Origin of the sequence: Herbaspirillum frisingense GSF30 (assembly GCF_000300975.2) — a bacterium.
Classification (GTDB): Bacteria; Pseudomonadota; Gammaproteobacteria; order Burkholderiales; family Burkholderiaceae_D; genus Herbaspirillum; species Herbaspirillum frisingense.
The window spans coordinates 1-13,094 of record NZ_AEEC02000065.1; the positions used below are offsets into that span (position 1 = coordinate 1).

Sequence of the window (13,094 nt, forward strand, 5' to 3'; positions counted from 1 at the left end):
CGGCGGGTTTTTTTTCGTCTACAGCGCAACAGACGGTCAGGCTTTTATCTTTAGCCAGGCCTCGCGCTGGCGCACCGTCGCCACCGGCTTGGGCAAGGCCTTCAGGCTCACCTGCGGCGCCGTATCCGCCTTGAGCTTGACGTTGAATTCCATCAGTTCATCACGACGGAAGGCATGCACACGCACCGTATCGTTGAGTCGGTAACGCGCCAGCAAGCCATCGGGACCGGATGCAGGCACACGCAAGCCATCGATGGCCACCAGCTTGTCTCCGGCCGACAGGCCCGCCTGCATCGCAGGGCCGCCTTCGTACAGTGCTGCCAGCTTGGCGTCGCTGCCTTCCTTGGTGATGCGCGCGCCCAGCCAGGGCTTGGCGTCCGCCGGCAACGCTGCCTCATAGGCCAGTCCGAAGGCCGGCAGCAACGCTTCCAGCGGCACGTCCTCGGTACCGCGGATGTAGCGGTCGTGGAAGCGCTTGAGGTCGGCGCCGGCGAATTGCTCCATCAGCTCCAGGATGCCCTCTTCCGGCACGCCCTGCGGCTTGCCCTGGTAGAAGTCGCGGCCAAAACCGGTCCACAGCCCGCGCATGACATCGTCCAGCGAACGGCGGCCGCCGGTCTGCTGGCGGATCGTCAGGTCCAATCCCATCGCCACCAGCGAACCCTTGGTGTAATAGCTGACGATGGCATTGCTGGCGTTTTCGTCCTGACGGTAATACTTGACCCAGGCATCGAAGCTGGATTCGGCCACGCTCTGCTTCTTGCGACCGCTGCCGCGCAGCACGCCGGTGATGGTCTTGCCGATCAGTTTCAGATAGTTGTCGGTATCGATGACGCCGGTACGCACCAGGAACAGGTCGTCGTAATAGCTGGTGAAGCCCTCGAACAGCCATAGCAGGGAGGTGTAGTTCTCCTGGCGCAGGTCGTAGGGGGCGAATACGGCTGGCTTGATGCGCTTGACGTTCCAGGTATGGAAATATTCGTGGCTGCACAGGCCCAGGTAGGTACGGTAGCCATCGGTCTGCTCCGGCTTGCCCTTGACCGGGAGGTCGGCGCGCGAGCAGATCAGGGCGGTGGAAGCACGATGCTCCAGGCCGCCGTAGCCATCGCCGACGGCCAGCGTCATGAAGACATAGCGGTCCATGGGCGCGCGCTTGGTACGTGGCTCGAAGAAGGCGATCTGGGCTTCACAGATCTTCTTGAGGTCGTCGCACAGGCGCGCCATGTCGAGATTGGGCACGCGGCCGGTAATGACCACGTCATGCGGCACGCCATGCGCCTGGAAGCTGGCCAGGGTGAAATCGCCGATTTCCACCGGATGATCGATCAGCTCATCGTAGTTCTGCGCCACATAGGTGCCGAAGCCATAGCGCTTGGCCTTGAGTTCAGCCATGGCCGTGGCGACGCGCCAGCGCTTGAACTGGTCGCCCTCGGGACGGCGGATCTCCACCACCTGCTGAGCCTGCTCGAAACCATGCGCGGCCAGGAACACGCTGGTGCCGTTGAAGAAGCCATGGGTGTCGTCCAGGTGCGCGGTGCGCACCGACAGGTCCCAGGCATAGACCTGGTAATGCAGGGTGAGCGCGCCCTTGCAGGGAGCGGCTTGCCAGGTGTGCTTGTCCAGCTTTCTGACCTGCACCTTGCGACCGGCTGACTCACCGCGCAAGGCCACGATGTTCTTGCCGAACTCACGAATCATGTAACTGCCCGGAATCCAGGCCGGTAGCGAAAACACCTGGCCCTCCGGCGCTGGCGAATCGACGGTGACGCTGACCTCATAGACATGGGAGGCGGGATTGAGGGAAGTGATGCTGTAGCGGATCGGGGTGGCCATTGCAGTGTGGAGATGATGCCGGCGGGCGGCGATGGCCCATTTTACACGCGGCAAAAATAAAAAAACCGGACCGACTTGCGTCGGCCCGGGTCCAGGGTCAAATGAAGCTAACCGTTAAAACTATTTAAATCATATAAATCGTTTGATGCAGTCCGTCATGCGGGATCAACGCGGCAGCAGCGAGCTGCCCATCAGGAACTCGTCCACTGCGCGTGCGCATTGGCGACCTTCGCGGATCGCCCACACCACCAGCGACTGGCCACGACGCATGTCGCCTGCGGCAAAGACCTTGTCCACTGAGGTCTTGTAGCAGCCTTCGCCATCGGTGGTGGCCTTGGCGTTGCCGCGGGCATCCTTGTCCACGCCGAAGGCATCCAGCACCTGCGCCACCGGCGAGACGAAGCCCATGGCCAGCAGCACCAGGTCGGCCTTGATCTCGAATTCCGAATCGGGGACTTCGACCATCTTGCCGTCCTTGAACTCGACGCGCGCGGCGATGAGCTTCTCGACCTTGCCGCCCTTGCCTTCCAGACGCTTGGTGGTGACCGCGAAATCGCGCTCGCAACCTTCTTCGTGCGAGGATGAGGTGCGCAGCTTGATTGGCCAATAGGGCCAGACCAGCGGCTTGTTTTCGGATTCCGGCGGTTGCGGCATCAGTTCGAACTGGGTCACGGCAGCAGCGCCATGACGGTTGGAGGTACCCACGCAGTCGGAGCCGGTGTCACCACCGCCGATGACGACCACGTTCTTGCCGGTGGCCATGATCTGGTTCTTCAGCTTGTCGCCGGCGTTGACCTTGTTCTGCAGCGGCAGGAAGTCCATGGCGAAATGCACGCCCTTGAGCTCACGACCGGGCACCGGCAGATCACGCGGAGCCTCGGCGCCACCGGCGATGATGACGGCGTCGAATTCTTTCTTCAGCTCGTCGGGGGAGACGGTTTCCTTGGACCAGTTGTTGACGGTCTCGGGGAAATCCTTGCCCACGAAGACGCTGGTACGGAAGGTCACGCCTTCGGCCTTCATCTGTTCCACGCGCAGGTCGATGTGCGACTTTTCCATCTTGAAGTCGGGGATGCCGTAACGCAGCAGGCCACCCACACGATCACTCTTCTCGAACACGGTCACGTCGTGACCGGCGCGTGCCAGCTGCTGGGCAGCGGCCATACCGGCGGGGCCGGAGCCGACCACGGCGACCTTCTTGCCGGTCTTGACGGCGGCCGGCTGCGGCACCACCCAGCCGTTTTCCCAGCCCTTGTCGATGATGAAGTGCTCGATCGACTTGATGCCCACGGCGTCATTGTTGATGCCCAGGGTGCAGGCGGCTTCGCAGGGTGCCGGGCAGATGCGGCCGGTGAACTCGGGGAAGTTGTTGGTCTGGTGCAGGGTGTCCAGGGCTTCCTTGTAGTTGCCGCGATAGACCAGATCATTCCAGTCGGGAATGATGTTGTTGACCGGGCAGCCGTTGTTGCAGAAGGGGATGCCGCAGTCCATGCAACGCGCGCCCTGGATCTTGGCGTCGGCGTCGCTCAGGTGCAGGACGAATTCCTTGTAGTGCTTGGTGCGCGCTGCTGGCGCTTCGCTGGCCTCTTTCAGGCGCTGGTATTCCATGAAACCGGTTGCTTTTCCCATTTTCCTCTCACATTCTCGCTAAGGATGCGGCGGGCGGCGCTCTTCATTTCTGGCGCCACGCCCGCCGGCGTGCTTGATTGACTCGAAAGTTACGCTGGCTGATGACGATCAGGCAGCGACCTTCTCCTTCTTCGATTGGGCAGCGGCAGCCAGCTCGGCCAGCGCGCGCTTGTACTCCGTCGGGAACACCTTGACGAACTTGGCACGCGATGCCGCCCAGTTATCCAGCAGGTAGCGCGCACGCGTGCTGCCGGTGTACTTGAAGTGACGCTCAATCAAGCCGCGCAGGATGGCTTCGTCGGTCTGGCGCTCGCCACCGCGCGACAGGCTGTGCCAGATGTCGCGGTTGACGGTCTGTTCCTGTTCGGTGTCCGACAGGACCTTTTCCAGGCTGACCATGGCGGTGTTGCACTTGCCGGCGAAATCACCTTCCGGGTCATACACATAGGCGATGCCGCCCGACATGCCGGCTGCGAAGTTGCGGCCGGTATTGCCCAGCACCACCACGGTGCCGCCGGTCATGTATTCGCAACCGTGGTCGCCGGTGCCTTCCACCACGGCGGTGGCGCCCGAATTACGCACTGCGAAACGTTCGCCGGCCACGCCGTTGATGAAGGCTTCGCCATTGATGGCGCCATACAGCACGGTGTTACCGGAGATCATGTTGTCCACGGCGCGGCCACGGAACTCGGTGTTGGGACGCACGATGATGCGGCCACCCGAGAGACCCTTGCCGACGTAGTCGTTGCCTTCGCCGACCAGGTCCAGGGTCACGCCCTTGGCCAGGAAGGCGCCGGCCGACTGGCCTGCGGTACCTTGCAGCTGGATGTGGATGGTGTCATCCGGCAGGCCTTCGTCGCCGTAACGCTTGGCGACTTCACCCGAGAGCATGGCACCGACGGTACGGTTCAGGTTCTTGATCGGGGAGATAAAGGAAACCTTCTCGCCCTTTTCCAGCGCGATCTTGGCTTGCGCGATCAGCTTGTGGTCCAGTGCCTTGTCCAGGCCGTGATCCTGGAAGTCGGTGTGATACACCGGCAGCTTCGACTCCGGCTGGTGGAAGATGCGGCTGAAGTCCAGACCCTTGGCCTTCCAGTGGGCGATGGCCTTGGAACGGTCCAGCAGGTCGGCGCGGCCGATCAGCTCGTCGAACTTGCGGATACCCAGCTGGGCCATGATCTGGCGCGCTTCTTCGGCGATGAAGAAGAAGAAGTTGACCACGTGTTCCGGCTTGCCGGAGAACTTGGCGCGCAGCACCGGATCTTGCGTGGCTACGCCCACCGGGCAGGTGTTCAGGTGGCACTTGCGCATCATGATGCAGCCTTCGACCACCAGCGGCGCGGTGGCGAAACCGAATTCGTCCGCGCCCAGCATGGCGCCGATGACGACGTCACGACCGGTCTTCATCTGGCCGTCGGCCTGCACGCGGATGCGGTTGCGCAGGCCGTTCAGGACCAGGGTCTGTTGGGTTTCGGCCAGGCCCAGTTCCCACGGCGAACCGGCATGCTTGATCGAGGACAGCGGCGAAGCGCCGGTGCCGCCATCATGGCCAGCGATGACCACGTGGTCCGACTTGGCCTTGGCCACGCCGGCAGCCACGGTACCCACGCCCACTTCAGAGACCAGCTTGACCGAGATCGAAGCACGCGGATTGACGTTCTTCAGGTCGTGGATCAGCTGTGCCAGATCTTCGATGGAGTAGATGTCGTGGTGCGGCGGCGGAGAGATCAGGCCCACGCCCGGCACCGACACGCGCAGCTTGGCGATGTATTCGGAGACCTTGTGGCCCGGCAGCTGACCGCCTTCACCCGGCTTGGCACCCTGCGCCATCTTGATCTGGATCTGGTCGGCGGAGATCAGGTATTCGGCGGAGACGCCGAAACGGCCCGACGCCACCTGCTTGATGCGCGAGCGCAGCGAATCGCCTTCCTGCAGCGGGATATCGACTTCGATGTGTTCGCGACCGATTTCCGAGGCCAGGGTGGCGCCCTGCTTGATGGGGATGCCCTTCAACTCGTTGCGGTAGCGGTTGACGTCCTCGCCACCTTCGCCGGTGTTGGACTTGCCGCCGATGCGGTTCATGGCGATAGCCAGGGTGGCGTGGGCTTCGGTCGAGATCGAGCCCAGCGACATGGCACCGGTGGCGAAGCGCTTGACGATTTCCTTGGCCGGTTCCACCTCATCGATGGAGATGGCGCGCGACGGATCGATCTTGAACTCGAACAGGCCGCGCAGCGTCATGTGGCGCTTGGACTGGTCGTTGATGATCTGGGCGTATTCCTTGTAGGTGTTGTAGCTGTTCGAACGGGTCGAGTGCTGCAGCTTGGCGATCGCGTCCGGGGTCCACATGTGCTCTTCGCCGCGGATGCGGAAGGCGTATTCGCCACCGGCGTCCAGGGCGTTGGCCAGCACCGGGTCGCTGCTGAAGGCGGCAGTGTGCAGGCGCAGTGCCTCTTCGGCCACTTCGAACACGCCGATACCTTCGACGTTGGAGGCGGTGCCCTTGAAGTACTTGTCCACCAGCGCCTTGGACAGGCCGATGGCTTCGAAGATCTGCGCGCCGCAGTAGGACATGTAGGTCGAAATGCCCATCTTGGACATGACCTTCAGCAAGCCCTTGCCGACTGCCTTCTGGAAGTTGTAGATGGCCTTTTCCGGCGACAGGTCGCCCGACAGGCCCTTGGCCATGTCGGACAGGGTGTCCATGGCCAGGTAGGGGTGGATGGCTTCGGCGCCATAACCTGCGAGCAGGGCGAAGTGGTGCGTTTCGCGGGCCGACCCGGTTTCCACCACCAGGCCGGTGGAGGTGCGCAGGCCCTTGCTGACCAGGTGCTGGTGGATGGCGGAGGTGGCCAGCAGTGCCGGGATGGGCAGCTGGTCGGCATCGACCTTGCGGTCCGAGATGATCAGGATGTTGTGGCCCGACTTGACCGCATCCACGGCCTTGGCGCACAGCGAGGCCAGGCGGGCTTCAATGCCTTCCTTGCCCCACGCGACTGGGTAGCAGATGTTCAGTTCATAGGACTTGAACTTGCCGCCGCTGTGGGCGCTGATGTTGCGCAGCTTGGCGATGTCGTCATAGTCCAGCACCGGCTGCGACACTTCCAGGCGCATCGGCGGGTTGATGTTGTTGGTGTCCAGCAGGTTGGGCTTGGGGCCGATGAAGGACACCAGCGACATGACCAGGGCCTCGCGGATCGGGTCGATCGGCGGGTTGGTCACCTGGGCGAACAGCTGGCGGAAGTAGTTGTAGAGCGTCTTGTTCTTGTTGGACATGACGGCCAGCGGCGAGTCATTGCCCATGGAACCGATGGCTTCCTCACCGCCCGTGGCCATGGGGGCCATCAGGAACTTGATGTCTTCCTGGGTGTAGCCGAAGACCTGCTGCAGGTCCAGCAGCTTCAGCGGCGACGACGGCTGGCGTGCCTCTTCCTTCAGTTCGTCCAGCTTGACGCGCACCGAGTTGATCCACTGCTTGTAGGGCTTGGCGTTGGCGTAGGTATCCTTCAGTTCCTTGTCGTCGATGATGCGGCCGGCGTCCAGGTCGATCAGGAACATCTTGCCCGGTTGCAGGCGCCACTTCTGGATGATCTTGGATTCGGGAATGGGCAGCACGCCGGATTCGGACGCCATCACCACCAGGTCGTCATCGGTGACGATGTAGCGTGCCGGACGCAGGCCGTTACGGTCAAGCGTACCGCCGATATGGCGACCATCGGTGAAGGCCAGCGCGGCCGGGCCGTCCCACGGCTCCATCATGGCGGCGTGGTATTCGTAGAAGGCGCGACGGTTGTCGTCCATCGAGGTGTGGTTTTCCCAGGCTTCGGGCACCATCATCATCATCGCCTGCGGCAGCGGATAGCCGGCCATGACCAGCAGTTCCAGCGCGTTGTCGAAGCTGGCGGTGTCGGACTGGCCTTCATAGATCAGCGGGAACAGCTTCTTCAGGTCCGAACCCAGTACGGCCGACTGCATCACGCCTTCGCGGGCGCGCATCCAGTTGAAGTTGCCCTTGACGGTGTTGATTTCACCGTTGTGGGCGATCAGGCGGTACGGGTGGGCCAGCGGCCATTCCGGGAAGGTGTTGGTGGAGAAGCGCTGGTGCACCAGGGCCAGGGCCGAGACGCAGCGCTCGTCCTGCAGGTCCTTGTAGTACACGCCGACCTGGTCGGCCAGCAGCAAGCCCTTGTAGACCACGGTACGGGCCGACATCGAGGGCACGAAGAATTCCTTGCCGTGCAGCAGGTTCAGCGCCTGGATGGCGTGACCGGAAGACTTGCGGATCACGTAGAGCTTGCGTTCCAGCGCGTCGGTCACCATCACGTCGGGGCCACGGCCGATGAAGATCTGGCGGATCACCGGCTCTTTTTCGCGCACGGTCGGGGACATCGGCATGTCGCGGTCCACCGGCACATCGCGCCAGCCCAGCACGATCTGGCCTTCGGCCAGCACCGCGCGTTCGATTTCCTGTTCACAGGCGATGCGGGAGGCGTTTTCCTTGGGCAGGAACACCATGCCCACGCCGTATTCGCCGGGCGGCGGCAGGTCCACGCCCTGCTTGGCCATCTCTTCGCGGTAGTACTGGTCGGGAATCTGGATCAGGATACCGGCACCATCACCCATCAGCGGGTCGGCACCGACCGCGCCCCGGTGATCCAGGTTCTTCAGAATGAGCAAACCCTGGTCAACGATGGAATGGGATTTCTTGCCCTTGATATGGGCGATGAAACCGACGCCACAGGCGTCATGTTCATTTGCTGGGTCGTAAAGGCCTTGCGCGTGCATAACGGAACTCCACCACATTGACAGTAAGGATTTGAAGAATAGTGCACTGCACCCAATAGTTCAATGAAAATAATTAGGGTCTGAGTGCAATTTTAATCCCTAGAAATTTCAGGATTTTTTAATTAGGGACAGAGTTATTGCGAACGAGTGCAAGTCGTTGATCACAAAAGAGAATTTTCAATGACTACGCATCCTGGGTTGCCGCCGTGTCTTCGTCGTCGATGACCACCCGCACGTTGGCAGGCCGGCCACGCTTGGCTGGACTGACGCGTCGATGGGTCTGGCGCTCCAGGCCCTGCTTGAAATCTTCCGAGCCCAGCGCCCAACCCTTGAGCGTGGCATCGGTGATGCGCTCCACTTCGGCTCGCGCCAGCCCATCTTCGGTGAGCTGTCGATAGGCGATCTCGCGATCGAAAGGAGTGTTGCCAATCGACCAATATTGAGGGTGGTCGGTGATCAGGCCATCCTGCTTGGCCCCGATGTGATGCATGTAGCTGGACCACGGGTACTCCCCGGGGCTGGCCACCAGGCCATTGCGCACGGGGTTGAGCTCGATGTAACGGCAGACGGCGAGCAGGTAGAGCTCGGCGTCGATGACGGTGGCACGATAGCGCCCCTGCCACAGCGTGCCACTGCGCCCATGCTTCTGGTTGAAATAGGGAACATAGTGGCGCCCTATCCACTGCATCATCCGTGCCAGGCCCTGGTCATCGGCAGGCGTAGCCAGCAGGTGCAGGTGATCCGGCATGAGCACGTAGGCATGTACCGCCACCTTGAATTGCCGCGCAGCATCCTTGAGCCAGCCCAGGAAAGCCTGGTGATCGTCGGCATCGCGGAAGATGACCAGACCGTCATGACCGCGCTGGATAATGTGATGAGGCTGGTTGGGAACGACGAGACGGGGAAGGCGGGCCATGGCGAACGCTGCAAACCGGTAGGGAGGAGGCGCTATTCTAATGCACTCCGTCCCCAATAAAAGCACGTTGCCGAATCGGCATGACCGAATTGCAAAAATCCGGAATCATCTCGAACGGTGACGAGCATAAAAAAACCGGCCAGATTGCTCCAGCCGGTCAAGCCCCACGTTGATCTGTCTGCAAGTGTCGTTAGCTGGCGCTCTTTTCCTTACCTCTGGTCATCACCAGGCTGGCGATGATGGAAATCAGCAGGATGGCGCCCACGATGGACAGCGACACCAGCACCGGCACGTGGAACCAGTAGGCCAGCAACATCTTGCCGCCCACGAACAGGAGCACCAGGGCCAGGCCGTACTTGAGCAGGTGGAAGCGCTCTGCCGAATCAGCCAGCAGGAAGTACAGCGCCCGCAAACCCATGATGGCGAACATGTTCGACGTGAAGACGATGAACGGATCCTTGGTAATGGCGAAGATGGCCGGGATGCTGTCCACCGCGAAGATCACGTCGGAAATTTCGATCAGCAGCAGGACCAGCATCAGCGGGGTGAAATAGCGCACGCCATTGATGCGGGTGGTGAACTTTTCACCGTCGTAGTCGTTGCTGATCTTCATATGACCACGCAACCAGCGCAGCAGCGGGTTATCGCCCAGGTCGGCTTCCTTGTCGGCGAAGATCAGCATCTTCACGCCGGTGAAGACCAGGAAGGCACCGAAGACGTACAGGATCCAGCTGAACTGCGCGATCATCCAGGCACCCAGCAGGATCATCACGGCACGCATGACGATGGCACCCACCACGCCGTACAGCAGCACGCGGCGCTGCATCTCGGGCGGCACGGCGAAGTAGCTGAAGATCATCAGGAAGACGAAGATGTTGTCGACCGACAGCGCCTTCTCGATCAGGTAGCCGGAGAGGAACTCGGCACCCTTCTGGTTGGCGAATTCACGGCCGACGTTGGCATCCAGGTACCACCACATCAGGCCGGCGAACAGGAAGGCCAGCGACACCCAGCCCAGCGACCAGCCCAGTGCCTCCTTGGGAGTGACGCGGTGGGCATGGCGGCCGCCGAGGGCGAACATGTCCAGCGCCAGCATGCCCAGCACGAATACGATGAAACCGCCCCACATGGGCAGGCTTGCGAAACTCTCTACGCCGTTCACGATAGACCTCTCTCTTCTTTTCTATTTTCTGACTGCATTGATGCGTGATGGGTGGCCGGACTCAGTCGAAATCGAAGATCTCACCGAGGAAGCCCTTTTTCCTGCGCTTGTGATCATGACCGTAGCTGCCGTGGTCATGGCGAGTGCCATGGCCGAAGCGCGCGTCGTAGCCCTGCTGCTGCTGCGGCATCGGCACGCGTACTTGCTGCGGCACGGGCGCTGCCGCCGTCATCTGGCTGGCGGCCGAGCGCTCGATCAGTTTGTCCAGTTCGCCGCGATCAAGCCATACACCGCGGCATTGTGGGCAGTAATCGATCTCGATGCCCTGGCGCTCCGAGATCAGCAGGTTGTGAGATGTACAGACGGGACATTTCATCAGGCTTCTCCTTGATGTCAGTGATGGCAACTGCGGCAGACATGTTGATAACTCATGTTCACACCGGACAAGGCGCTACTTTAGGCCAAAGTCCGATGAATGAAAATTCGAATATTCTGAGATAATCCATCGGAAAAACCGAAGTATTGAAAGCGGGAGTTCCACATCGCCAGCCTCAACTACAAGCATCTGCACTACTTCTGGACGGTCGCCAAGAGCGGTGGCGTGGCACGCGCCGGCGAACGGTTGCACCTGACGGCGCAAACCATCAGCGGCCAGATCAGCCTGTTCGAGGAAAGCCTGGGCTACAAGCTCTTCAAGCGGGTGGGCCGGCGGCTGGAGCTCAACGATGAAGGGCGCATGGTGTTCGATTATGCCGAACGCATCTTCAGCCTGGGCGAAGAACTGGAAGAAGCGCTGCGCCTGCGCCCTGGCGGACGCGCCCTGCAGTTACGCGTCGGGGTGGCCGACGCGGTGCCCAAGGCGATTGCCTACCTGCTGCTGGAAAGCGCACTGGCCATGCCGGATCCGATCCGCATCATCTGCCGCGAAGGCAAGCTCGACGTGCTCCTGGCTGACCTCGCCATCCACAAGCTGGACATCATCATTGCCGACAGCCCCATGCCGCCCAATGTAGACGTGCGCGGCTACCACCACCTGCTGGGAGAGTGCGACACCAGCTTCTTCGCCACGCCCGAGCTGGCCCGGCGCTATCGCAAGGATTTCCCGCGCAGTTTCGATGGTGCGCCCTTCCTGATGCCCGGCGAGGACGCCGCCGTCAGGCCGCGCCTGCTGCGCTGGTTCGAAAAGGAAAAGATCCGCCCGCAGATCAGCGGCGAATTCGACGATGGTGCGCTGCTGCTGGCCTTCGGCGACGCCGGCGCCGGCATCTTTGCCGCACCGTCCGCCATCGCCGCGCAGATCCGCAAGCAGTACGGACTGGTGGAAATCGGCAGGACCGATGCCATCCGCGAACAGTTCTATGCCATCTCGGTGGAGCGCAGACTGACGCATCCTGCGGTGCTGGCCATCCAGTCGGCCGCACGCGGCAACCTGCTGGTCGGCAGTACGGGCAGCACATCCGAAGAGCCACCTGCACGGCGCAAAGCCGCAACCGTCGCCGGTGGGCGCCGGAGCTGATCCTGGATAGTCAAGCAGACAAGAAACACCACGAAGAAATCGGCAACGGTGAGCATATGCACTCACCAAACATCACAGGCCTTACACAAACCGCCCATCACTTTGGTACAAGGCTGATTGTCACGGTCTCGCCACGTCAGAAAAACCGGAGGGACAAAAGAAAAACCCCACGTCCCTTGCGAGCCGTGGGGTAAATCCCATTCTCGGGGGGGAGAATGGAGGGGGAACTTCAATATAGGGAAATCAATGTGCCGTCGCAGCGGTTTTTACAAATGGTTACACCCTCTTTATATGCTGCACGGCAGTACATATTTGCATCAATCCATATGATCAAATATATCAAACACTCGCCATAAGTAAAGAACGCAGCGCCAGGAAGGACGCGGAGTAGCGATCCCGTCTACTGATCAGATAAGTGGTGACACGACCATCGCGGCCCAGCGAGTGGGTGGCGAACCCGTGGGGTTCCATCTGCATCGCGATCACCGAACGCGGCACCACCGCCACGCCGGCCCCGGCCGCCACGCACGCCAGGATGGCGTGATAGGACGCCAGTTCCAGCGTACGCACCGGCACACCACCGCGACCATGGGTGGCGAACCAGGTCTGCGCGTGGCGACGATAGGCGCAGCCCTGCTCGAAGACGATCAGCGTATCCAGCGTGACATCCTCCGGCGAACGCACGCGGCGATGGCTGCGCGGTGTCACCAGCATGAGTTCTTCCTTGAACAGCGGCGTGGCATCGAAGGCCGGATCATCCAGATGACCGGCCACCAGTGCAGCATCAAGCTTGCAGGCGCGGACCTGGGCCACCAGCACGTCAGTGGGCGCGGTGGAGAGCTCCAGACGCACTTCCGGCCAGCGCTGGTGGAATTCGGCCAGGGGCGTCGGCAACCGGCTGGCAGCAGTGCTTTCCATCGACCCGATGCGCAGCCGACCGCGCGGGCTCTGCGGAGCGACAGCGTGGCGAGCCTCCTGCACCAGATCGAGGATGCGCTCGGCGTAATCCAGCAGCGCCTCGCCAGCCGCGGTCAGGACCAGGCGCCGGCGGTCGCGGACGAACAGCGGCACGCCCATGGACTCCTCCAGTTGCTTGATGCGCGTAGTCACATTCGACTGCACCCGGTTCAGGCGCTCGGCCGCCCGGGTCACGCCGCCCTCTGCCACCACGGTGCGGAAAATCTCCAGTTCAGCCAGTTCCATGCGGTTCTCCTGCCTTTTCCTGTGTTCTCGAAAAAAGATGAAGTCATTCT

General features: G+C 61.7%; 8 protein-coding genes. 1 reads left to right on the forward strand and 7 read right to left on the reverse strand.

Translation table 11 applies throughout. The features are described from left to right. Positions 1–36 precede the first annotated feature (36 nt). The 6 genes from HFRIS_RS23955 to HFRIS_RS23980 form a co-directional block, all read right to left on the reverse strand. The gene (locus HFRIS_RS23955) at positions 37–1,833 is read right to left on the reverse strand and encodes a M61 family metallopeptidase (RefSeq protein WP_006465610.1); all 1,797 of its coding nucleotides are present in this window, start codon (positions 1,831–1,833) and stop codon (positions 37–39) included. Positions 1,834–1,998: 165 nt separating this feature from the next. Then, positions 1,999–3,462 (reverse strand): glutamate synthase subunit beta, encoded by a 1,464-nt coding sequence (locus HFRIS_RS23960; protein ID WP_006465611.1) that lies wholly within the window; start codon positions 3,460–3,462, stop codon positions 1,999–2,001. Between the two features lie 108 nt (positions 3,463–3,570). Further along, positions 3,571–8,247: a glutamate synthase-related protein gene (locus HFRIS_RS23965; RefSeq protein WP_006465612.1), complete on the reverse strand. Its 4,677-nt coding sequence runs from the start codon at positions 8,245–8,247 to the stop codon at positions 3,571–3,573. Positions 8,248–8,431: 184 nt separating this feature from the next. Beyond that, positions 8,432–9,163 (reverse strand): REP-associated tyrosine transposase, encoded by a 732-nt coding sequence (locus tag HFRIS_RS23970; protein WP_006465613.1) that lies wholly within the window; start codon positions 9,161–9,163, stop codon positions 8,432–8,434. A 190-nt stretch (positions 9,164–9,353) separates the two neighbouring features. Beyond that, on the reverse strand, positions 9,354–10,325 hold the full coding sequence (locus tag HFRIS_RS23975) for a TerC family protein (RefSeq protein ID WP_039877220.1): 972 nt from the start codon (positions 10,323–10,325) through the stop codon (positions 9,354–9,356). 61 nt (positions 10,326–10,386) lie between these two features. Then, positions 10,387–10,701 carry a TFIIB-type zinc ribbon-containing protein gene (locus tag HFRIS_RS23980; RefSeq protein WP_006465615.1) on the reverse strand — a complete coding sequence of 105 codons (315 nt, stop codon included), beginning with the start codon at positions 10,699–10,701 and terminating at the stop codon, positions 10,387–10,389. A gap of 165 nt (positions 10,702–10,866) precedes the next feature. Here HFRIS_RS23980 and nhaR point away from each other — a divergent pair, with 165 nt between their 5' ends. Then, on the forward strand, positions 10,867–11,841 hold the full coding sequence (gene nhaR, locus HFRIS_RS23985) for a transcriptional activator NhaR (protein WP_039877222.1): 975 nt from the start codon (positions 10,867–10,869) through the stop codon (positions 11,839–11,841). A gap of 339 nt (positions 11,842–12,180) precedes the next feature. Here the strand turns inward: nhaR and HFRIS_RS23990 are convergent, their stop codons facing one another. Then, complete coding sequence (locus HFRIS_RS23990) at positions 12,181–13,044, reverse strand: LysR substrate-binding domain-containing protein (RefSeq protein ID WP_006465617.1); 864 nt, start codon at positions 13,042–13,044, stop codon at positions 12,181–12,183. Positions 13,045–13,094: the final 50 nt, after the last annotated feature.

What these genes read in the sequence shown, in the direction of transcription:
- HFRIS_RS23980 (WP_006465615.1), bottom strand. Translation starts at nt 10,701, where the DNA reads ATGAAATGTCCCGTCTGTACATCTCACAACCTGCTGATCTCGGAGCGC.
- HFRIS_RS23990 (WP_006465617.1), bottom strand. Translation starts at nt 13,044, where the DNA reads ATGGAACTGGCTGAACTGGAGATTTTCCGCACCGTGGTGGCAGAGGGC.
- HFRIS_RS23960 (WP_006465611.1), bottom strand. Translation starts at nt 3,462, where the DNA reads ATGGGAAAAGCAACCGGTTTCATGGAATACCAGCGCCTGAAAGAGGCC.
- HFRIS_RS23955 (WP_006465610.1), bottom strand. Translation starts at nt 1,833, where the DNA reads ATGGCCACCCCGATCCGCTACAGCATCACTTCCCTCAATCCCGCCTCC.
- HFRIS_RS23965 (WP_006465612.1), bottom strand. Translation starts at nt 8,247, where the DNA reads ATGCACGCGCAAGGCCTTTACGACCCAGCAAATGAACATGACGCCTGT.
- HFRIS_RS23970 (WP_006465613.1), bottom strand. Translation starts at nt 9,163, where the DNA reads ATGGCCCGCCTTCCCCGTCTCGTCGTTCCCAACCAGCCTCATCACATT.